The 21,747-nt window shown below is 71.8% G+C and carries 18 protein-coding genes; 11 read left to right on the top strand and 7 right to left on the bottom strand.

Annotation, left to right across the window (positions count from 1 at the left end; genetic code table 11):
* Nucleotides 1-38: 38 nt before the first annotated feature.
* The 9 genes from AC5L38_RS18930 to phoH2 all read left to right on the top strand — a co-directional run bounded on the left by AC5L38_RS18930 (nucleotide 39) and on the right by phoH2 (nucleotide 9,555).
* Nucleotides 39-1,838: a phosphoenolpyruvate carboxykinase (GTP) gene (locus tag AC5L38_RS18930; RefSeq protein WP_495244119.1), complete on the top strand. Its 1,800-nt coding sequence runs from the start codon at nucleotides 39-41 to the stop codon at nucleotides 1,836-1,838.
* 168 nt (nucleotides 1,839-2,006) lie between these two features.
* Complete coding sequence (locus AC5L38_RS18935) at nucleotides 2,007-2,978, top strand: TIGR04222 domain-containing membrane protein (protein WP_495244120.1); 972 nt, start codon at nucleotides 2,007-2,009, stop codon at nucleotides 2,976-2,978.
* Between the two features lie 86 nt (nucleotides 2,979-3,064).
* Complete coding sequence (locus AC5L38_RS18940; RefSeq protein ID WP_495244121.1) at nucleotides 3,065-3,880, top strand: MbnB/TglH/ChrH family RiPP precursor modification enzyme; 816 nt, start codon at nucleotides 3,065-3,067, stop codon at nucleotides 3,878-3,880.
* Entirely contained in the window at nucleotides 3,873-4,406 is a 534-nt protein-coding gene (locus AC5L38_RS18945) for an SCO6045 C-terminal-like domain-containing protein (RefSeq protein WP_495244122.1), read from the top strand. The genes AC5L38_RS18940 and AC5L38_RS18945 overlap by 8 nt, the downstream gene beginning before the upstream one ends.
* 277 nt (nucleotides 4,407-4,683) lie before the next feature.
* The gene (locus tag AC5L38_RS18950) at nucleotides 4,684-5,463 is read left to right on the top strand and encodes a TIGR04222 domain-containing membrane protein (RefSeq protein ID WP_495244123.1); all 780 of its coding nucleotides are present in this window, start codon (nucleotides 4,684-4,686) and stop codon (nucleotides 5,461-5,463) included.
* Nucleotides 5,464-5,570: 107 nt separating this feature from the next.
* Nucleotides 5,571-6,578 carry a DUF7064 domain-containing protein gene (locus tag AC5L38_RS18955; RefSeq protein ID WP_495244124.1) on the top strand — a complete coding sequence of 336 codons (1,008 nt, stop codon included), beginning with the start codon at nucleotides 5,571-5,573 and terminating at the stop codon, nucleotides 6,576-6,578.
* A gap of 88 nt (nucleotides 6,579-6,666) precedes the next feature.
* Nucleotides 6,667-7,143 carry a hypothetical protein gene (locus AC5L38_RS18960; protein WP_495244125.1) on the top strand — a complete coding sequence of 159 codons (477 nt, stop codon included), beginning with the start codon at nucleotides 6,667-6,669 and terminating at the stop codon, nucleotides 7,141-7,143.
* Between the two features lie 79 nt (nucleotides 7,144-7,222).
* The gene (locus AC5L38_RS18965; RefSeq protein ID WP_344750149.1) at nucleotides 7,223-7,990 is read left to right on the top strand and encodes an isoprenyl transferase; all 768 of its coding nucleotides are present in this window, start codon (nucleotides 7,223-7,225) and stop codon (nucleotides 7,988-7,990) included.
* A gap of 221 nt (nucleotides 7,991-8,211) precedes the next feature.
* Nucleotides 8,212-9,555 carry an RNA 5'-3' helicase PhoH2 gene (gene phoH2 / locus AC5L38_RS18970; protein WP_495244126.1) on the top strand — a complete coding sequence of 448 codons (1,344 nt, stop codon included), beginning with the start codon at nucleotides 8,212-8,214 and terminating at the stop codon, nucleotides 9,553-9,555.
* Between the two features lie 218 nt (nucleotides 9,556-9,773).
* Here the strand turns inward: phoH2 and AC5L38_RS18975 are convergent, their stop codons facing one another.
* Genes AC5L38_RS18975 through AC5L38_RS18985 form a run of 3 tightly spaced genes read right to left on the bottom strand, consistent with a single transcriptional unit; the run spans nucleotide 9,774 to nucleotide 12,456 of the window.
* Nucleotides 9,774-10,382: a hypothetical protein gene (locus AC5L38_RS18975; RefSeq protein WP_495244127.1), complete on the bottom strand. Its 609-nt coding sequence runs from the start codon at nucleotides 10,380-10,382 to the stop codon at nucleotides 9,774-9,776.
* Nucleotides 10,379-11,776, bottom strand: a complete 1,398-nt coding sequence (locus AC5L38_RS18980) for an ATP-binding protein (RefSeq protein WP_495244294.1) — start codon at nucleotides 11,774-11,776, stop codon at nucleotides 10,379-10,381. The genes AC5L38_RS18975 and AC5L38_RS18980 overlap by 4 nt, the downstream gene beginning before the upstream one ends.
* 5 nt (nucleotides 11,777-11,781) lie before the next feature.
* Nucleotides 11,782-12,456, bottom strand: a complete 675-nt coding sequence (locus AC5L38_RS18985; protein WP_344921373.1) for a response regulator — start codon at nucleotides 12,454-12,456, stop codon at nucleotides 11,782-11,784.
* Nucleotides 12,457-12,759: 303 nt separating this feature from the next.
* Between AC5L38_RS18985 and AC5L38_RS18990 the strand changes: the two genes are divergently transcribed.
* Nucleotides 12,760-13,503: an aggregation-promoting factor C-terminal-like domain-containing protein gene (locus AC5L38_RS18990; protein WP_495244128.1), complete on the top strand. Its 744-nt coding sequence runs from the start codon at nucleotides 12,760-12,762 to the stop codon at nucleotides 13,501-13,503.
* Nucleotides 13,504-13,563: 60 nt separating this feature from the next.
* Entirely contained in the window at nucleotides 13,564-15,540 is a 1,977-nt protein-coding gene (locus AC5L38_RS18995) for a glycosyltransferase family 2 protein (protein WP_495244129.1), read from the top strand.
* Between the two features lie 131 nt (nucleotides 15,541-15,671).
* Here the strand turns inward: AC5L38_RS18995 and AC5L38_RS19000 are convergent, their stop codons facing one another.
* From AC5L38_RS19000 to AC5L38_RS19015, 4 genes are all read right to left on the bottom strand, one after another.
* A complete protein-coding gene (locus AC5L38_RS19000; RefSeq protein WP_495244130.1) occupies nucleotides 15,672-16,943 on the bottom strand; it encodes a tannase/feruloyl esterase family alpha/beta hydrolase in 1,272 nt (423 codons plus the stop codon).
* 196 nt (nucleotides 16,944-17,139) lie between these two features.
* Nucleotides 17,140-18,165 (bottom strand): alpha/beta fold hydrolase, encoded by a 1,026-nt coding sequence (locus tag AC5L38_RS19005; RefSeq protein WP_495244131.1) that lies wholly within the window; start codon nucleotides 18,163-18,165, stop codon nucleotides 17,140-17,142.
* 20 nt (nucleotides 18,166-18,185) lie between these two features.
* Complete coding sequence (locus AC5L38_RS19010; protein WP_495244132.1) at nucleotides 18,186-19,505, bottom strand: MFS transporter; 1,320 nt, start codon at nucleotides 19,503-19,505, stop codon at nucleotides 18,186-18,188.
* Nucleotides 19,506-19,700: 195 nt separating this feature from the next.
* Nucleotides 19,701-21,671 carry a helix-turn-helix domain-containing protein gene (locus AC5L38_RS19015; RefSeq protein WP_495244133.1) on the bottom strand — a complete coding sequence of 657 codons (1,971 nt, stop codon included), beginning with the start codon at nucleotides 21,669-21,671 and terminating at the stop codon, nucleotides 19,701-19,703.
* Between the last annotated feature and the right edge of the window lie 76 nt (nucleotides 21,672-21,747).

The raw sequence follows: 21,747 nt of genomic DNA on the forward strand, positions 1-21,747 counted from the left end.
GATGTTTTGGTCCGGAGAAGCGTAAAGGAGCCCCAGTAGTGTCCGTTACCGTAGATGTCACCGCCGTCAGCCCGACCAGCCACGAAGAGCTCGCCGGGTGGGTCAAGGAGATCGCCGGGCTGACCCGGCCGGACCGGATCGAATGGTGCGACGGCTCCGAGGCCGAATGGACCCGCCTGACGAATCTGCTGGTCGAGCAGGGCACGTTCACGCGCCTGGCCAAGCGGCAGAACAGCTTCCACGCCACCTCCGACCCAAGCGACGTCGCCAGGGTCGAGGACCGGACCTACATCTGCTCCGAGCGCGAGGAGGACGCGGGACCGACCAACAACTGGATCGCCCCCGCCGAGATGCGCCGTACCTTCGGTGAGATCTTCGAGGGCAGCATGCGCGGCCGGACGATGTACGTGGTGCCGTTCTGCATGGGCCCCCTGGGCGGCGAGATCTCCCAGCTCGGCGTGGAGATCACCGACTCGCCGTACGTGGTGGTGTCCATGCGCGTCATGACCCGCATGGGCGACGAGGCCCTGCGGCTCATCGAGGAGCGCGGCGGCTACGTCAAGGCCGTCCACTCGGTCGGCGCCCCGCTGGAGCCCGGCCAGGACGACGTGCCCTGGCCGTGCAACGCCACCAAGTACATCAGCCACTTCCCCGAGACCCGCGAGATCTGGTCCTACGGCTCCGGGTACGGCGGCAACGCCCTGCTCGGCAAGAAGTGCTACGCCCTGCGCATCGCCAGCACGATGGCCCGCGACGAGGGCTGGCTGGCCGAGCACATGCTCATCCTCAAGGTCACCCCGCCCGTCGGGGAGACGCGCTACGTCGCGGCGGCCTTCCCGAGCGCCTGCGGGAAGACGAACCTCGCCATGCTCCAGCCGACCCTCCCCGGCTGGAAGGTCGAGACGATCGGCGACGACATCGCCTGGATGCGCTTCGGCGACGACGGGCGGCTGCGCGCCATCAACCCCGAGGCGGGTTTCTTCGGCGTCGCCCCCGGAACCGGTGAGTCCACCAACGCCAACGCGATCAGGACGCTCTGGGGCAACAGCATCTTCACCAACGTCGCCCTCACCGACGACGGCGACGTGTGGTGGGAGGGGCTCACCGACCGGCCCCCGGCGCACCTGACCGACTGGAAGGGCCGCGACTGGACGCCGGAGTCCGGCGAGCCCGCCGCGCACCCCAACGCCCGCTTCACGGTCCCGGCCGCGCAGTGCCCGACGATCGCCCCCGAGTGGCAGGACCCCGAGGGGGTGCCGATCTCCGCGATCCTGTTCGGCGGGCGCCGGGCCAGCGCGGTTCCGCTGGTGACGGAGTCGACGAGCTGGCAGCACGGCGTCTTCGTGGGGGCCAACATCGCCTCGGAGAAGACCGCCGCCGCCGAGGGCAAGGTCGGCGAGCTGCGCAGGGACCCGTTCGCGATGCTGCCCTTCTGCGGCTACAACATGGGCGACTACTTCGCCCACTGGCTCAGGGTCGGCCGGCGCGAGAACGCCCGGCTGCCGCGCATCTACTACGTGAACTGGTTCCGCAAGGACGACCGGGGCAGGTTCATCTGGCCCGGCTTCGGCGAGAACACCCGCGTGCTCAAGTGGATCGTCGACCGCCTCAACGGCCAGGCGGAGGCGGTACGGACCCCCATCGGCCTGCTCCCCGCCAAGCTCGACACCGACGGCCTCGACGTCTCCGACGAGGACATGCGGACGCTGCTGAGCGTCGACGAGGACATCTGGCGGCAGGAGGCCTCGCTCATGCCCGCCTTCTTCCAGACCTTCGGCGACCACCTGCCCGGGGAACTCTGGGAGGAGTACGAGGCCCTCGTCGCCCGCCTGGGCTGAGCGCCCGCCCCCGGCCGCGCCGGGGGCGGTGACTCGCATTTCGCCTGGTGACCGACATCTCACCGGGTCGCCGTCGAAGTCGGGGAAAACTTCTGCCAGGCTGTGCGCGTCTACCTGGGTACACGGGACCTCACTCCTGTGGCTCACCTTCCCCCCAAGGAGGCGGACATGGGGTTCTCGCTGTTCGTCATCGTCCTCGCCGTCGGCCTGGTCATCCTCTCCACGGCCTTCGCGGTGCACCGCGAGCACCGCCGGGTTCGCTCGGCCATGGTCGGCCACTACGGCGGGCCGCCGAATCCGTACGAACTCGCCTATCTCTCCGGCGGGCCGCGTCGCGTGATCAACACCGCTCTCGGCCTGCTGGCCAGGGCCGGGGCGATCCGGATCTCGCGAGGCGGTCAGGCCAGCCTGGTCGCCGGGGCCCAGCCGTCTCCCGACCCGATCGAGTACGCCGTCATGGAGTCGCTCCACCAGCGCGGTGGCTCGGCCCCCGTGGGCGAGGTCCGCCGCGCGGTGGCCGACGGGCAGAGCGTCGACGGCCTGCGCTACCGGCTGCTGGGGCTCGGCCTGCTCGTGCCCGAGGGGGCGCTCGACCACGCGCAGGTGCTGCTGGGCAGGCTCCAGATCGCCTCGATCATCGAAGTGGTCGTCGTGGCGGGCATCCTGCTCGCGGGAGCCACCGGGGGGTTGGGCACTTTCGCGCTGCTGGTGGGCCTGGTCTCGGCGATCGGCGGTTTCTCCGTCTACGTACGGCAGAAGAGGGCCCTGCGCGACGCCCTGAGCCACGCCGGTCACCAGGTGCTCGCCTCCGCCCGAGGAACCTACGCGCGGGGCGCCCGTCCCCTCGCGCCCGATCTCGCCTTCGCCGTCGGCATCCCCGTCGCCCTGTACGGCCTGGGCGAGCTCAACGAGCCGGGCCTGGAGGAGGAGCTCCAGCGGCAGAACAGTGGTTCGAGCAGCTGCGCCTCGGGCGCCTGCGGCGGCGGTTCGAGCTCGGGGGACGGTGCCTCCTTCGGCGGTGGCGGTGACTTCGGCTCCGGGGGCTGGAGCGGGTCGGGTGACAGCGGCGGTTCGAGCGACGGCGGTGGCGGCGGATCCAGCTGCGGCGGCGGGTGCGGCGGCGGTGGTTGCGGTGGCTGAGCCGCACCGGGCCCCGGCGGCGGCCGGTCACGCCGGGGATGTGACGGCGGCCGGGCGGCCGGCAGGACCGGGCGGGGGTGCCTCCGATGGCGGCTGACTTCCCGGCACTGGGAGTCGGCATCGGCTGGCGGCCGGAGATCGACCTGACCGTGGAGCGGATGCCCGGGGTCGACTTCGTCGAGGTCATCGCCGAGAACGTCAACCCCGCCAGGCTCCCCGAGTCGCTGCGGGTGCTCCGCGGCCGCGGGGTCCCGGTGATCCCGCACGGTGTCGGGCTGGGCATCGGCGGCGCCGAGCCTCCCGACCCGCGGCGGCTGGCGCACCTGGCCGACTGCGCCCGCGCCCTGGACGCGCCGCTGGTCAGCGAGCATCTCGCCTTCGTACGGGCGGGCGGGATGGAGGCCGGGCACCTGCTTCCGGTCCCGCGCACCCGGGCCGCGCTCTCCGTCGTCGCCGAGAACGTGCGGCGGGCCCAGGAGGCGCTTCCCGTACCGCTGGCCCTGGAGAACGTCGCGGCGCTGTTCGGCTGGCCGGAGGACGAGATGACCGAGGCGGACTTCCTCGGCGAACTGGTGGAGACGACCGGCGTCGGGCTCCTGGTCGACGTGGCGAATCTCTACACGAACCAGATCAATCTGGGCCTGTCGGCCACCGCCGCGCTGGACGGCCTGCCGCTGTCCGAGCTGGCCTACGTCCACGTCGCCGGCGGCCACCTCCGCCAGGGGGTGTGGCACGACACCCACACCGCCCACGTCCCGCAGGACGTGCTGGACATCCTCTCCGAGCTGTGCGCCAGGGTCGATCCGCCGGGGGTGCTGCTCGAATGGGACGACGACTATCCCAGCGACGGCGCCCTGGAGGGAGAGCTCGGCCGCATCCGCGGCGCGATGGCCCGTGTCTGACGAAGTGGCCCGCGACGCGATGCCCGAGGGCGTCGCCGGCCGGGCCCGGGAGGCGGACGGCCACGAGGGGCGGGGAGCCGTCGAAAGCGTGCGAAGGGCCGTTGAGGGCGTGCGAGGGACCGCCGAGGGGCGGGAGGCCGTTCAGGGGCCGGAGGGCGGGGACGCGGCGCGTGCGGCGCTGGCCAGGGCCCAGGAGGCTCTGGTGGCGGCCCTGGTGGCCGGGCGTGAGGCGCCTCGGGGTTTCGACCGGGAGCGGTTGCGGATCCAGGAGGCCGGCCTGATCTCCAAACGGCGCAGGACGGTGGCCAGGCTACGACCCGACCTGGCCGCGCTGCTCGGCGACGGTTTCGCCGGGGAGTTCGACGCGTACGCGCGAGGCCGCCCCAGGCCGCCGGGCGGCTCCCACGCCGACGCCCGTGACTTCGCCGACCACCTCCGCGCGGCGGGACGGCTGCCGGAGGAGCCCGTGACCCCCGAGCCCGGCCCCGCGCCCCGCCGGTGGTCGATCTTCGGCCGCCGCCGCTGAAACGGACGCCTCCGCACCGGCCCCGGACCGGGAGGCGCCGAACGGGGCCCGGCGGCTCTCGGTCCGCCGGGCCGAGAGCCGCCGGGCGGGGCGCGGCCGGACCGGGGACCACCGGGCGGGGTGCTGCCGAGTCGAGACCGGATTGGGCACTGTCGGGCCGAGGCCGGACCGAATATCGCCAGGCCGAGACCGAATCGATGTCGCCGAAACTTCCTGTCCTCCCCGTTCGTCCACTGGGTAGTGGACCTCAGACAGGGCCGTTCTCCCGGAGGCCGTCATGCAGACCGTACTGATCGTCGTCGTCGTAGGTGTCTCGCTTCTGGTGGTGGCCGTGCTGGTCGCGCTGCGCCTGGCCGCCCGCCCCTCGCGCGTCTACGAGGGGCCCGAGCTGACGCCGTACGAGCTGGCGCTGCTCGCGGGCGGCCGGTCCCGGGTGGTCGACACCGCGCTGGCCGCGCTGGCCGCTGGAGGGGTGCTCAGGGCGCGGAGCGACGGGCGGCTGACGCGGGTGTCGGACCAGGTCGGCGTGCTCACCCAGCCGGTGCAGACCGAGATCCTCGACCAGTTCAAGGGGCGGTGGGACGGCGTGCCGGTCTGGGGGATCAGGGACAGGGCGGCCCAGGGGGCCGCGGTGACCATGCTGATCGCGCGGCTGAGGGACCTGGGGCTGATCGACGCGCCCGGTTCCGGCCGGGCCGACCCCACCCACCCCAACCGCGTGGGGAAGACCGCGCTGGCCCACTACCGCCTGCGCCACCGCGAGGACAGGTCCCTGCCGCCCCGCGCCGGCGACCATGTCGACCGTGACGAGCTGAACATCATGGGCGTCGCCCTGCACGGCCTGAAGCAGTGGGAGGACGGGCGGCTGGCGACCGTCCTGTCCATGGACGGCCCGCCCCCGGCGCCGCGTCGCGACTCCTCCCGCCGCTCCTCCCGCCGCTCCTCCGACACCTCGGCGGGCGCCTACTACTACGGCGGGGGTGGTGACGGCGGGGGCGGCTCCGACTCCGGTTCCAGCTGCGGGGGCGGGGGCGGGGGCGGCTGCGGCAGCTCCTGAGGAGCCTGTCCGGCCGAAGATCGTTCGGTTAGGTTGGGCCGACACATGTCGGTATGTGCCGGCCGAACCTGACCGACACCTGATCGGGCCCCTGCATCGGAGTGACCGTGGGAAAGTTCGTCGATCACGCGACGTGGCCGCTGCGGCCCGAGGACGAGGGGCCGCACACGGCGGGCCCCGAACCCCTGTGGAGCGAGTCCGTCTATCTCGACTTCGCCGCCGAGGACGGCTCGCTCGCCGGTTACGTCCGGATCGGCCTGTACCCCAACTGGAACCGCGCCTGGTACTGGGCCTGCCTGGTCGGCAGGGACCGGCCCGCGGTGCTGCTGGCCGACCACGACGTCCCGCTGCCCGTCCACGGTCCTCCCGAGCCGGACGGGGCGGGGACGCGTCCCGGCGTCCTCGCGGTGCGCGGCGAGGGGGCCGGAGGGTTCAGGGCCGTCCACGACGTGACGGCCCCCATGCGGTCCTTCCGGGTGACCCTCGACGCCGGGGCGGCGGCCGTCCTGGACGACCCCGCCGTGGCGTACGGGGACCTGGACGGCGCGGAGACGACCTCGCTCGCGTTCGACCTGGAGTGGCGGAGCGGCGGCGACCCGTACCCCTACCGCTTCATGTCCCGCTACGAGATCCCCTGCGAGGTCGAGGGGACGATCCGGGTGGGCGGGGGTGAGGAGATCGCCTTCTCCGGGTACGGCGAGCGCGACCACAGCTGGGGCGAGCGTGACTGGTGGCGGCTGTCGTGGCTGTGGAGCTCGGGGCGGCTCGACGACGGCACGTTCTTCCACGGCATGCGCGCCAACGTCGGCTTCGAGATGCCCTGGCCGTGCTTCACGGTCCCGCCGGGCGGTGAGACGGAGGAGCGGGAGGGCTTCACCGCGGCGAGCGAGTTCGGCGAGGACGGTTTCCCGTCCCGGGCGCGGCTGGAGGTGCCGGGGCTGCCGATGACGGCCGTCCCGATCGCCTTCGCGCCGGTCGCCATGACGTCCCCCGACGGGGAGGTCGCCCGCTTCCCGCGCGCCCTGTGCCGGTTCGAGGCCGAGGACGGGCGGTCCGGGTACGGCTGGACCGAGTGGCACCAGCCGCCCGGCTGGCGCGGACACGGATGGCGTTGATCACGTTTTGGCGGACTGAGCCGGGGATACCCTCTCTGAGGTGGGGGGACTGCGTTGTCTTGATGGTTCTTATCTGACCGTTACGCCGGTGGCGTGCCGTGACAGTGTCGGCACGCCGTACGAGATCACCCTGCAGCTGCACCGTGACGGGGCGCTGTACGGGACGGTGGGCGAGCGGTGCGGATGGTTCCTCACCCGGCTGGCGCGAGGGGTCGCCGAGGCGCGCGCCGGTCACGAGGCCCGATGGCCCGACCCCGACGACCGCTTTCCCGGCGACACGGAACTGTTCGCCTTTCGTTACCGGGCCAGGAACGGTGTCGTCGGCGGGGGCGAACTCCGCTGTCAGCTGCGGACCATCCCGGTCTGGGTTCCCGGGCCGCGGGGGCCCGGCGGGGAGTGGCGGCTCACCAGAAGGGCCTTCCTGGAGGCCTGGGGCGGCGGAGGGGTGGGGATGCGCGCCGTTCTGACATCCTCTGAGCTGGGGGTTTTCGTGGAGGCACTCGTCGCGGAGGCCGAGGACTGCCTGGGTTCCCGCAAGCCGGGCAAGCCCGCCAGATCCCTGTAGAGGGGGCGGAGGGGTCCGCGGGGCGGCGATAATTGCCTGTCAGTGCTCATTCGTGGCGGGTGCTGAGGGAGGGGCTTCAATGGGCGTGCGCGATCTCGTCTACCGGGTGTACGAACGCAGGCTTGAGGCGAAGCTGTCCCGTCAGAGGGAGATGGCTCCCCGGCATGTCGGCGTGATCGTCGACGGCAACCGGCGCTGGGCGCGCTCGATGGGCATCGACGATGTGAGCCGCGGGCATCGCAAGGGCGCCGACAAGATCTCGGAGCTGCTCGGCTGGTGCCGCGAGGCCGGTGTCGAGGTCGTCACCGTGTGGCTGCTGTCGAGCGACAACATCAACCGCTCCAAGGACGAGCTGGACCTCCTGATGAAGATCATCGAGGACGTGGTCCAGGAGCTCGTGGCCGACGGATGGCACATCAAGCCCATGGGGGCGCTCGATCTTTTGCCCGATCACACGGCTCGTGTCCTCAAAAACGCAAAAGAAGCGACATCACATCGTCCCGGTTTGATTGTGAACGTTGCTGTTGGGTATGGAGGAAGGCGTGAGATCGCTGATGCGGTGCGCTCCCTTCTCCAGGAGCACGCCAGCAAGGGCGCTAGCATCGAGGACCTTGTCGAGGTCCTCGATGTCGAGCACATCGCGGAGCATCTCTACACGCGCGGCCAGCCCGACCCGGATCTGGTCATCCGGACCTCGGGAGAGCAGCGGCTCTCCGGCTTCCTGCTCTGGCAGAGCGCTCACTCCGAATTCTACTTCTGCGAGGCCTACTGGCCTGACTTCCGCAGGGTCGACTTCTTGCGGGCTCTCCGCTCCTACGCCGCGCGGCACCGCCGGTACGGTTCCTGAAACTCCACATGAACGACCCCTTTCGGTCAGTCTTAAGCAGTTGGAAGTCGGGCATTCAGGACGTACCGTAAGAAGTAGGAGAGCACAGCTCACCTACGCCGGAGAGGGTCCGCCTTTGCGTCACGACCTGCTGAGGAGGGCCGGTCAACGGTCCCTGCTCGACGTTCTCGTGAGCGGGCCCGGGGCCGGTCCGCATCCCAGCTCATGGCAGGGCGCCGTCCATGGCGCCCGGGGGAGAACGCGTGGCAAACCCTTCGTCCTCACCCACGTCGCCGGCAGTGCAGCGGCGCACGTACGTCCTGGACACCTCGGTGCTCCTGGCGGATCCAACGGCGATGAGCCGTTTCGCCGAGCATGAGGTCGTCATCCCGATCGTCGTCATCACCGAGTTGGAGGGCAAACGCCATCATCCAGAGCTCGGATACTTCGCGCGCAAGGCGCTAAGGTCCCTCGACGAACTCCGGGTGACACACGGACGGCTGGACGAGCCCATGCCGATCGGCGAGGGCACCATCCGGGTCGAGCTCAACCACAGTGACCCGTCCATCCTGCCCGTCGGGTTCCGGCTCGGCGACAACGACACCCGCATCCTGACCGTGGCGAAGACCCTCGCCGCCGAGGGCGCGGACGTGGTGCTGGTCTCCAAGGATCTGCCGATGCGGGTGAAGGCCGCCTCCATCGGGCTCGCCGCGGACGAGTACCGCGCCGAACTCGTGGTGGAGTCCGGCTGGACCGGCATGGACGAGCTCCAGGTGACCACGGAGGACGTCGAGACCCTCTTCGAGCACGGTACGGCCGATCTGGACGACGCCCGTGACCTGCCCACCCACACGGGTCTGCGCCTGTTGTCCAGCAAGGGCTCCGCGCTGGGCCGGGTGCTGCCCGACAAGTCGGTGCGGCTGGTGCGCGGCGACCGCGAGGTGTTCGGCCTGCACGGCCGCTCCGCCGAGCAGCGCATCGCGCTCGACCTCCTGATGGACCCCGAGGTGGGCATCGTCTCGCTGGGCGGCAGGGCCGGCACCGGCAAGTCCGCGCTCGCCCTCTGCGCGGGCCTGGAGGCGGTCCTGGAGCGCCGCCAGCACCGCAAGGTCATCGTCTTCCGTCCCCTGTACGCCGTGGGCGGCCAGGAGCTGGGCTACCTGCCCGGTTCCGAGAACGAGAAGATGGGCCCGTGGGGGCAGGCGGTCTACGACACCCTGGGCGCGGTCACCACGCCCGAGGTGATCGAGGAGGTCATGGACCGGGGCATGCTGGAGGTGCTCCCGCTCACCCACATCCGCGGCCGGTCGCTGCACGACGCCTTCGTCATCGTGGACGAGGCGCAGTCGCTGGAGCGCGGGGTGCTGCTCACCGTGCTGAGCCGGATCGGCGCCAACTCCCGGGTCGTCCTCACCCACGACATCGCCCAGCGCGACAACCTGCGGGTGGGCCGCCACGACGGCGTCGTGGCGGTGGTGGAGAAGCTCAAGGGCCACCCGCTGTTCGCGCACGTCACCCTGACCCGCTCGGAGCGCTCGCCGATCGCGGCGCTGGTCACCGAGATGCTGGAGGACATCACGATGTGACGGGGCGTCTCGACGCCACCGCCGGAGCGCGGTCGCGGGTGCTCGTACGGGGCCCCGCGGCCGCGCTCCGCGCGTCACGGCTCCGGATGTTACGGCCCCGGGCGTCACGGCTCCGGGTGTTACAGCACCGGACGTTATGGCTCCGAGCGTCACAGCTCCGGGCGTTACGGCCCCGGGCGTCACGGCTCCGGTCCCTCAGGGCTTCTCGTGGCGGGGTATCAGGGCGGCAGCCGCACGCCGGGCGCCGCGAGGTTGCGGTACTCGAAGCAGCCCCGGTCGCCCATCGTCTCCGGGGTGCCGGGGAAGAGCCGGGTGACCTCGACGCTCCAGATGCTCTCCTGCTTGTTCTGCCTGATGGTGCAGGTGATCTGGGCGAGGGCCTCCTTGGTGACCTTGCCCTCGCCCGTGATGATCACGTTCAGCCGGTAGCCCAGGTTGTCGTCCGGCTCGTTGCGCTGGTCGGTGTTGTCCGAGTAGCGGGTCGTCTTGGTGTCGTAGTGGCTGAAGTCGTTGAGCGCGCTGGTCAGCCCGGCCTTCGGCGGCTGCTTGCCGGCCCGGAACAGGGTGTCGATGATGTTCTTGGCCGAGTCGGAGACCACCGGGACCTTGACGGGCTCCAACCGGCCGTCGCGGAGCAGGTAGACCGTCACCCACGTGGGGCTGTAGCTGATCACCGGCGGGCCGCCGTAGTCCTGGACGTCGGTGGGGGAGATGCCGCAGCCGCAGAGCGCCAGCGCGGCGGCGAGCAGGCAGGCGAGCCACCTCACGCGTGCGGGCCGCCGTACGCCGGGGAGGGCCCGGGTGCACGGGCCGGTGAGCCGTCTCATGCCGGGGGGAGCCAGACCGTGAAGAGGGTTCCCGGCCGCTGGGCGCGGACCGAGATCGTGCCGCCGTGCAGCTGGGCGTTGGCCCGCGCGATGGACAGGCCGAGCCCGCTGCCGTCGCCCCGGGCGCCGGCCTTGTAGAAACGGTTGAACACGAAGGGCAGATCCTTCGCCGGGATGCCCTTGCCGTGGTCGCGCACCTTCACCTCCAGGCCGTTCGGGGTGCTGCGGGCGGTCACCATCACCGGGAGCTCTCCGTGGCGCAGGGCGTTGCCCACCAGGTTGGCCACGATGACGTCGAAGCGCCTGGGGTCGACGGAGAAGGCCAGCCCCTCCGGCACGTTCACCCGTACCTTGTCCGACCAGCCGCGCATCTCCAGGCAGTCGCAGACCACGTCGACGATGTTCACGGTGTCCACGTTCAGCGTGGCCGTCCCCGAGTCGAACCGGCTCGCCTCGATGAGCTGCTCGATCAGGGTCCGCAGCCGCGCGATCTCGCGCAGCACCAGCCGTACGGCCGCCGCGGGCTCGGGGGGCAGCCGGTCGGCCTCCTCGGAGAGCATGTCGGTCACCGCGGTCATCGCGGTCAGCGGGGTCCTGAGCTCGTGGGAGACGTCGGCGACGAAGCGGCGGGACATCGCCTCCAGCGAGCGCAGCTCGGTGACGCTCCGCTCCAGGGCGGCGGCGGTGTCGTTGAACGTGGCGGTGAGCTCGGCCAGCTCGTCCTGGCCGTGCACGGGCAGGCGGGTGTCGAGGTGGCCGGCGCCGAGCGCGCGGGCCGCCGAGCCGAGCCTCCTGACCGGCAGCAGGAGCTGCCGGGCCGACACCAGGCCCAGGGAGAGCGCGATGATCAGCATGGCGACGCCGGCGACGGCGAGCGGCTGCCGCAGGCCGTTCAGCAGCCGCTCCTCCTCGATGAGGGGGACGAACACGAAGACGGTCATCCCGGTGGGCTGGGCGGTGTGGATGGGCTCGATCCGCCAGACGGGGGTGCCGATGAGCAGCCACATGTCGCCGCCGATGGTCATGCGCTTGGCGACCAGCCGCTGGGTGGCCCTGGCCGCGAGGTCGCCGGGAATCTCCTTGGGGCCGAAGTCGCCGTCGGGGTAGGGGTAGTTCTCGTAGCGGACCACCACCCTGCCGCCCTGGGGGCGCAGGCTTCTCTGCAGCGCGCTGATCTCCTCGTCGGTCGGCGGGCTGTCTCCCGGCCAGAGCGCGCCGACGGGCAGCCTGCTGCCCTCCAGGATGTCGCGCACCTCGCTCACGGCCACGTGCTCGGCCCGCCCGATCATGCGGCTCTTGACGAACTCGTAGCCGATCACCGCGACGACCGCGGAGGCGGTGACGGCGATCAGGGTGAAGGTGATCACCAGGCGCCCGCGCAGCCCGGTGTACATCCGCTTCACGGCGGGCTGAACCGGTAGCCGAATCCCCGTACCGTGTGGATGAACTCGGGCTCGGCGGGGACCGCCTCGATCTTGGCACGGACCCGCTGGACGCAGGCGTCGACCAGCCGGGAGTCGGCGACGTGGGTGTGGTCCCAGACGGCCCGCAGGAGATACCTGCGGTTGAGCACCTGGCCGGGGTGGCGGACGAGTTCGAGCAGGAGGCGCAGCTCCGTGGGGGTGAGGTGGACCTCGCGGCCCCCCAGCGCCACCTTGAGCGCGCCCCGGTCGATGACCAGGTCGCCGAAGGTGATGCGGTCGGAGGCGACCGACTCCATCCGGCGCAGGACGGCGCGGATGCGGGCGTCCAGCACCCGGGGCTCGACCGGCTTGACCACGTAGTCGTCGGCCCCCGCCTCCAGGCCCACGACCACGTCGAGGTCGTCGCCCCTGGCGGTGAGGAGGATCACCGGCAGCTGGTCGAGCCTGCGGATGCGGCGGCACACCTCGACGCCGTCGATGCCGGGCAGCATGACGTCCAGGATGGCGATCTCGGGGCGACGGGACCTGATGTGCTCAAGGGCCTCCTCACCGCTGGCGTACGCGGTGACGGAGTGGCCCTGCCGGGTGAGCGCGAGCTCCAGCCCGGTACGGACCGAGGGGTCGTCTTCGACGAGGAGGATGCCTGCCACCGGGTAATCATTCTCCCAAGGCTCGGATGGATCTGCCGGGTCACAAAACCCAGACATAACGCAAACAGTACCTGAATGAGGTGGTCAGACCACGATTCGGGCACTTTCATGATCGACAAAGAGGCCTACATGGCACCGTACGGTAAAATGTGAGCAAAATCACTCCCAAGCTTTCCTTGCCGGGAAAGTGCTCGTGGCCTGGCGGTTAGGTCGCGGGAAACCCCGGAGGACCCGGCCGGGAGCAGACCAACTCCGTCGTTCCGGTTGCGGACCACCCCCCTCCCCACGGCAAGCTCATAGGTCGTGAGTCCAGGATCACAGCAACTGCAGGAGCGCTCGGCGCCCCGCCCCCGCCGCGCGAACCGCAGGGCGGGCAGGGGGAAGGCCTCCGACCCGCCCAGCTCGAAGCGCGGTATGACCTCCAAGCGCGTGCTGATCCTGGGCGCCGCGCTCGTGGTCCTGGTGGGCGGGGGCGCCTTCACCGCCTACACCGCCTACCAGAACGCCACGGCGCCGCCGACGAAGCCGCTCACCCTGGACGAGATGGCGCAGATGCTCGGCTCCGACCCCTTCGGCTCCGACCTGGAGTCCGACATGCTGAAGGCCCAGGCCGCCCAGGCGCTCAAGGCCGACAGGATCGCCGCCGAGCGCGAGAACCGCAAGGTGCTCAACCCGGTCAAGATCGTTGACGAGGCGCCGGGCGGAGGCGGGTTCAACCCGCAGCAGCTCCCCCCGGGCACCTCCAACCCGACCGGCAACAGGGCGCTGGGCAAGCAGATGCTGGAGTCCAGGGGCTGGGCGGGCGAGTGGGGCTGCCTGGAGAAGCTCTGGATGAAGGAGAGCGGCTGGAACGAGCGCGCCATGAACACCTCCAGCGGCGCCTACGGCATCCCGCAGTCCCTCCCCGGCCACAAGATGGCCAGCGCCGGAGGCGACTGGCAGACCAACGCGGCCACCCAGATCGAGTGGGGGCTCGGCTACATCAAGGGCCGCTACGGCTCGCCCTGCGGCGCCTGGGCCCATTCCCAGGCCAAGGGCTGGTACTGAGAGACCAGGAGTCGGCAAGTCTGATCCTCTCCCGGCGCCGGGCGCCGCACCCTTGGCCGCATGGACGTGAAGGTCAGCGTGGTGGTGCCGGTGCACAACCCCGGTGATGGCGCCGACGACTGCATCCGGTCGGTGCTGGAGCAGTCGATGGCCTCCGAGGACTACGAGGTCATCTTCGCCGACGACGGCTCCGACGACGGGATCCAGCAGCGCCTCGACACCCTGGCGACGGTACGGCCGAACGTCAGGGTGCTCCACCTGGAGCGGACCGGCTCGCCGATGCGCGGCCGCAACGTCGCCCTCATGGTCGCCCGGGGCGAGTACGTCTACCTGCTGGACCAGAACGACCGCCTGGAGCGGGACGCCCTGGAGCGGATGCACCTGCGCGCCGTGGAGACCGGGGCCGACATCCTCCTCGGGCGGCTGATCAGCGACCAGCGGCCGCCCTCCACGATCTTCGACGCCGACCGCGAGCACGTTGACATCGTCAAAGACCGGCTGCTCACGCTGCTCACCCCGCACAAGCTCTTCCGCAGGGCCTTCCTCGACGCCGAGGCGCTGAACTTCCCCGACCCCGGCGGATGCCTGGCCGAGCAGTCCTTCGTGCTCCGCGCCTACCTGCGGGCCAGGAGCGTCGTCGTGATGGCCGGCCCGGTCTGCTGCCACGTCACCGAGCGGCCCGACCCGCCGGAGGACCCCTACGTCTGGGCGGCGGAACTGCGCGAGCTGCTCGACATCATCGACGACGAGGTGCCCGAGGGCCGCCGGCGCGACCGGATGTACGCCCAGTGGTTCCGCACCGCGGTGCTGCGACGGCTCGGCGGCGCCAGGTTCGCCACCTCCTCGGCGGGCCGGGCGGCCACCTTCACCACCCTGCGAGAGCTGGTCGTCCAGCGCTTCCCCCCGCGCCTCGACCTCATGCTGCCCGTCCCGCTGCGGGCCCGCGCCGCGCTGCTCCGCGCGGGCAGGCTCGACCAGCTCGTCGTCCTGGCCGGGGCCATGCGCGGCGTCCGCCTCCAGGCCGACCTCGACGAGCTCACCTGGGACGACGGCGCGCTCACCGTCGGGCTCACCGTGGAGATCATGCAGGCCGACGGCACCCCGATGCGCTTCGCCCCGTACGGGGACGACGGCCTGCTCTGGCAGCCCCCGGTGCCCCTCGACGGGCTCCGCCTGCCGCCCGAGATGGCCGACGTCAGCCAGGCCGCAGCCAGGGCGCGGTTCGAGGTCTACGTCAGGCACGAGGACACCGGGGCCGTCCACTTCCTGCCCTCGGAGTGCTCGATGATCCGCAGCCGCCACCGCGACGGCGTCAGGCTCCAGGTCACCGGCGCGGCCCGGCTGGACGTCGACTCGGCGGCCGTGGGCGGCCCGCTGCCCCCGGGACTCTGGGAGATGCACGTGCGCATGTACGGAGGGGCGCAGCAGGCACGCACCCGGGTGACCGGGTCGCCGCTGAACTGCACCGGGATGGTCGCCGACTGCTCCAGGCGGCTGATCATCCCCTGGTGGTCCGACCGGGGGGAGCTGGGGATCTGCGTGGAGCCGCGCTCGTTCCCCGAGTCGATCGTCCTGGTCTCGCCGGGGACGACGGTCATCAGGCAGCGCAAGCACGTCTTCGTCGTCGTGCCCGTGCCGTACGTGCCGCCGAGCGGGGGGCCGCCCGCGGAGCTGGTGTTCCGCCAGACCGCGGGCAGGGACCGCGAGGTCGCCGCCCCGGCGCTGGTCGAGCCCGGGGTCCCCGGGGAGCTGGCCGGGCGGCTGATCGCCAAGATCCCGATCCGGCTGGCGTACCGGGAGGGGTTTCTCGCGCCGGGCGTCTGGGCGCCGTTCCTGCGGGTGGACGGCAAGGAGACCGGGCTGCGCTTCAAGGTGGAGATGAACCGCGGCGGCCGGGTGGAGATCCACAGGTCCGCCGCCTCCAGGCCCTCCGAACCCTGGTACCCGCTGCTGAAGCGGGTCGCGCTGCGGATACCGCTGGTCAGGAACGCGGTCCGGGTGACCAGGACCGTCCAGCGGCGCTACATGCTCAACTGACGGCCGCCCGGTGCCACACGGCCCGTCGGGGGGCGGTGCGGCACCGGGCGGCGGTGTCCAGAGGTGTCAGCCGTGTGGCGCCCTGTGGCTGTGTCAGAGGTGTCAGCCGTGTGGCGCCGTGTGGCTGTGTCTCAGGCGCCCAGGTGGCACTCGTTGGGCAGGTCGCCGCTCGCGGGCCTCGGCAGGGTCGCGCTCGGCGGCGGGCTCTGCCTGCGCTCCACCCAGCCCTCCAGGGTCTCGAACGCGCTGCGGAAGCACGGCAGCAGCGGGCGCAGCTTGTCGGGGTAGGAGGCGTAGAGGCTGTCCACGTGGGTGCCGTCGGTGATCCGGTAGTAGCGGAACGGCCGGTGCTTGCCGACCATGTCCGCGTAGACGTCGCTGGAGCGGGAGATCGGCAGCAGCGTGTCCAGCGTGCCGTGGATCGTGATCAGCGGTTTGCCGATCCGGCCGGTGAGCCCGATCTTCTTCACCGCCGCGTACGGCTTGCGCGCGTCGTAGTCGTAGTCGGCGTCGCAGGCCGGGGTGCCCGAGGCGCAGAAGGGGGTGCCCGCCTCGACGTCGCCGTCGAAGGAGGGGTCGAGCTCCTCACGGTAGAGGCGCTGGGTCAGGTCCCAGTAGTACTGGTAGTGGAACGGCCACAGGAACTCCGAGCCCCGGGCGAATCCCGCGTCGTACATCGCCTGGGTGTCGCCGGCCGGGTAGGCCCGCAGCGCCGGGGGCAGGTAGTTGACGAGGTTGTCGCCCTTGACCCGCCAGAGCGTGCCCTCCCAGTCGATCCCGCCGTCGTACAGCCAGGCCCGGTTCTCCAGCTGCCAGCGGACCAGGTACCCGCCGTTGGAGATGCCCGCCGCGTAGGTCCGCTTGGGAAGCCTGCCGTAGCGCTGGGCGACGACGGCCTTGGCCGCGATCGCGACCTGCGTGACCCGGTCGTTCCACTCGGCGACCGCGTCACCGGGCCTGCGGCCGTCCTTGTAGAAGTTGACGCCGACGTTGCCCTTGTCCGTCACCGCGTAGGCGTAGCCCTTGGCCAGGGCCCAGTCGGAGACGGTGAAGTCGTTGGCGTACTGCTCCCGGTTGCCGGGGGTGCCGGTGACGACCAGCCCGCCGTTCCAGTTGTCGGGCAGCCGCAGGACGAACTGCGAGTCGTGGTTCCAGCCGTGCGTCGTGTTGGAGGTCGAGGTGTCGGGGAAGTAGCCGTCGACCTGGATGCCGGGCACGCCCTTGGGGTTGACCGCCCCCGCCGGGTGCAGGCCCGCCCAGTCGGCCGGGTCGGTGTGCCCGGAGACGGCCGTGCCCGCCGTCGTGAGGTCGTCCAGGCAGGCCTTCACCTGGTGCTCGGCACCCGGCACCGCCACCCGGTCCAGCCGGGCGCAGTGCGCCGGTGAGGTCCCCGCGCTCGCCACGGGCGCCCCGGCCAGGACCGTCAGGACGGCGAACCCGACAGCGGCGAATCCCGCGGCCGTTTTGGTACTGCGCCGTGAGGCCGCGCCGGGGACTGGACTGAGGAGCGAAGGAGCGGAGCGGATGAGTGACGAGGGAAGGAGCCGGGTAAGAGCGGCCGAACCGCGACGCGAAGCGTCGCCATTGATACTGTGCATTTCAGCTCCGCTTCAGGTGGTCGGAGAGGGCGGCGCGGAACTCGGCGGGCCGCTCGATGTGCGGGCTGTGGCCGGCGTCCAGGACGACCTCGGTGTACGGGCCGTACAGCTCCAGCGCGGCGCGGGTCTGGGTGACCATCGGCTGCGCGGGGGTGCCGGGCGAGCCGGGGACGGCCCCCAGTGCGCCCAGGTGGGCCAGGTCGAACAGCGAGGTGTCGGAGACGATCACGTCGGCCTCACCCCTGATCCACAGGACCGGCGGCTTCGGGTCGATCGTGTGCAGGTCGTCGATCCGGAAGTGCGTCGGGGCGAACGAGTTGAGCACGCCCCGCGTGCCGGGACGGACCCCCGGCCACTCCTCCGACGTCGCCGCGTCACCCGGGTAGTGGTCCTCGCCGACCTTCGTGGACAGCATCGACGCGACCAGGGCGTCCTCGTCCTCGATCACCGTGCCGGGCTTCACGTACGTGGTCCGCATCACGTTCCTCGGCGAGGCCGGGGAGCTGTCGGAGGTGTCGCCCGCCGCGAGCAGCTTCACGAAGTCGGCGTTGGCCGCCCCCGCCCCGCCGCCCGTGCCGTCGGGGTGGTTCAGCGCGCCGTCGGCGCCGTGCGTGCCGCCGAAGCCGTACGGGGAGATCGGGTTGACCAGGGTCACGCTCCGCACGGCGGAGGGCCGGTCGCGCAGCGCCTGCAGCACGACCCCGCCGCCCATGCTCCAGCCGACCAGGTGCACGCCGTCCAGCCCGAGGGCCTCGACGAGGGCGAGCACGTCGTCGGAGTAGTCGCGCAGGCCACGGGTGGCGTCGACCGGGGCGGGCTCGGTGTCGCCGAAGCCCCGCAGGTCCACGGCGAGGGGCCGGTGGCCCTGCTCCGCCAGGGCGAGCATCGTGCCCCGCCAGAAGGCGGAGCTCGACACGTTCCCGTGCACGAACAGCACGGTCTCGCCGCCCTCCGAGGCGTTTCCCGCCACCGACAGGACGTTCTGGGTGATCCGGCCGGTGGGTACCGGCCGGTTCTCGATGCGCATCAGATGTATCTCCGTACGGTTCAGCGAGGGGTCTTGACCTCGTCGTGGGTGCCGATGGTGACGAGGTCACGGCCACGGGTCTCACGCGAGACGTACACGGTGATCAGGGTGAGCACGGCGGCTCCGGCCACGTACAGCATGATGGGGAACGACGACTTGTAGGTGTCCAGCAGGGCGACCGCGATCAGCGGGGCCAGGGCGCCCGCGACGATCGAGGCGAGCTGCGAGCCGATCGAGACGCCCGAGTAGCGCATCCTCGTGGCGAACAGCTCGGAGAAGAACGCGGCCTGCGGGCCGTACATCGCGCCGTGCAGGATGAGGCCGACGGTCACCGCCAGGGTGACGGCGAGGAAGTTCTTCGTGTCGATCAGCGGGAAGAACGCGAAGGACCACAGGCCCACCCCGGCGGCGCCGAGCAGGTAGACGGGCCGGCGGCCGAGCCGGTCGGAGAGCGCCCCCCACATCGGGATCGAGACGAAGTGGATGGCCGACCCGATCAGCACCGCGTTGAGCACGAGGGGCTTGGGCAGTCCCGCCTGCTGCGTCGCGTAGACCAGCACGAACGCGGTGATCACGTAGTAGGAGACGTTCTCGGCGAAGCGGGCGCCGATCGCGATGAGGACGTCCCGCCAGTGGTACCTGAAGACCTCCACGATCGGCAGGGACGCCGAGGGCTTGGCGTTCGCGACCGCCTGCTGGAAGACCGGCGACTCGCTGATGGAGAGCCGGATCCACAGGCCGACCAGCACCAGCACGCCGGACAGCAGGAACGGCACCCGCCAGCCCCAGCTCAGGAACGCCTCGTCCGTCTGGACCGCGGCCAGCACCGCCAGCACGGCGGTGGCCAGCAGGTTGCCGCCGGGGGCGCCCGCCTGCGGCCAGGAGGCCCAGAAGCCCCGGCGCTCGGGGTCGCCGTGCTCGGAGACGATCAGCACCGCGCCGCCCCACTCGCCGCCGAGGGCGAAGCCCTGGACGAGCCGCAGCAGGGTCAGCAGCAGCGGCGCCGCCATGCCGATCGCCGCGTGGGTCGGCAGGCAGCCGATCAGGAAGGTCGCCCCGCCCATCATCAGCAGACTGACCACCAGCAGCTTCTTGCGGCCCAGCCGGTCGCCGAAGTGCCCGAAGACCAGCGCGCCCAGCGGGCGGGCCACGAAGCCCACCGCGTAGGTCAGGAACGCCAGCAGGGTGCCGGTCAGCGGCTCCGACTGGGGGAAGAACAGCTGCGGGAAGACCAGCGCGGCGGCGGAGCCGTACAGGAAGAAGTCATACCACTCGATCGTGGTGCCGACGAGGCTGGCACCCACGATCTTTCCGATGGGGGTACGGGTTTTCTCTGCCATCTCACTCACCAAGGGGAATCGCTGTTGGGGGGGATTCCGGCTACCGTACGTAGTGACCGGCGTCACTCCTATGGGTACGACCGCCATAGCCAACAGGCGCCCTATGTGGATGTGTGAGACCGCCCCGCCGCGAGGCCTTCCGGTGGCCTTCCGACGGTCGTCCGACGGCCTTCCGGTGGCCTTCCGGCGGCCGGATCAGCCGCTGAGGCGGTGCAGGCGCAGGGCGAGCTGGATCTCCAGGGCCCGCTCCGGGGCCTGCCAGTCGTCGCCGAGCAACTGGCCGATCCGGTCCAGACGCTGGGTGACCGTGTTGACGTGGATGTGCAGGGTCTCGCTCGTCCGCGACAGCGAGCCGCCCGTGCCGAAGTACGCGGTGAGCGTCTGGACCAGCGCGGTGCCCCTGCGGGCGTCGTAGTCGATCACCGGGCCGAGCGCCGAGGCGAGGAAGGCCCCGATGTCGCGCCCCTCGCCGACCAGCAGGCCGACGAAGCCCAGCTCCCTGGCCCCGGCACCCTCCCCGGCCCTCCCCAGGGCCACCAGGGCGTCGGCGCAGCGCTGCGCCTCCCGGTGCGCGGCGGCCACCTCCGCGGCGCCGCGCACGGGCCCTCCCGCGCCCGCGGTGGCCGGGTGGCCGAGCGAGGCGCTCAGCTCGGCCGCCACCCGCTTGGCCAGCGGGCCGGGCCGGTCGCCGGGAAGCAGCAGGACCACCTCGTCGCCGCGCTGCGCGGCGAGACCGTGGTGCAGCGTCGCCTGGGAGGACGCCCAGAACGCGGCCCGCTCCCGCCCGCCGCCGTGGCGGACCACGACCACCACGTGGTCGAGGTCGAGGTTCACCCCCACCCGCCGGGCGCGGTCGGCCAGGCCGTCGAGGGCGGGCCGCGAGATCAGGTCGTCGAGGAGCTCGCCCCTGACCCGGCCCTCCGCCTCGGCCACCGTACGCCTGAACAGGAGGAGCAGCGCGGTCACCAGCGCGGCCCGCTCCAGGATGCGCTGGTCGGCGTCCGACACCTGACCGCCGCCGCCGCCGCCGTTGCGCAGCACCAGCGTGCACAGCGGCTCCGCGCCCACGTCCACCGACGCGACCAGCAGGTGCCCCTGCCGCACGGTGCGCCCCAGCGCCCTCGACGACCGCGCGGCGTCCGCGATCACCTCCGCGGCCTTGCGCGTCTTCTGCCTGGCGCCGGGCTTCGAGCCCGGCCTCCGGCTCGCCGCGGGTCCCGTCGGCGGCTGGTCGGACGCCGCCTCGCCCGGCGCGTCCTCCTCCAGCACGCCCGCGTCCCCGGCGATCGGGCGCCCGGCGTCGTCGAGCACCGTCAGCGAGCCGCCGAGCACCTCAGTCACCACCGCCGCCACGTCCTCCACCCCGCCGCCGCGCAGCACCAGGCCGGTCATCCGGTCGTGCGCGAGCGCGGCGCGCTCCACGGCCTGGCTGTGCGCGTTCACCTGCCGGTTGGCCTCGCTGAGCTCCTCCAGCGCGTTCCTGGTCTCCTGCAGCAGGCGGGCGTTGTCGATCGCCACCGCCGCGTGCGCCGCCAGCGAGCCCAGCAGGACCACCTCGTCCTGGGTGAAGGGCCGCACGCTCCGGTTGGCGGCGAACAGCACCCCGATCACCCGCGCGCCCAGCTTGAGCGGTACGCCGAGGATGGCGACCAGTCCCTCTTCGAGCACCGCGTCGTCGATGTCGGTCTTGTGGCGGAAGCGCTCGTCGGCGAAGTAGTCGGCGGTGGAGTACGGGGTGGCGGTCTGGGCGACCAGGCCGCCGAGGCCCGCGCCCATGGCCAGCCGCAGCGCCCGGAACTTCGCCGACACCGAGCCGTCGGTCACCCGCATCCAGGTGTCGCCCCGCTCGGGGTCGTGCAGCGTCATGTAGGCGGCGTCGGTGCCGAGCAGCTGCCTGGCCCGGTGCACGATGGCCTCCAGGACGGCGTCCAGGTCCCGCAGCCCGGCCAGGTCGCCCGCCGTGTCGAACAGCGCCGACAGCTCCGCCTCGCGCTTCGCCCTGCGCCGCAGCAGCGCCCGCACCTTCAGCGCGGCGAGCTTGGCCTCCTCCAGCTCCGCCAGCGCCTCCGCGCCGGCCCCGCCGGTCCTCGCCGCGAGAACGGGCCCCTCGAACTCGACCGCCGAAGCCTCCCTGGCCAGCAGTTCGAGAAAGACCCGTGTGCTCATAGCGACCATTCTCCGATGCTTGCGACGCCGCTCAGGTCCGGCTCCTTCCTCCGTCGCCCATCCGCCGCGTCGGCGG

The organism is Streptosporangium nanhuense, assembly GCF_059358815.1.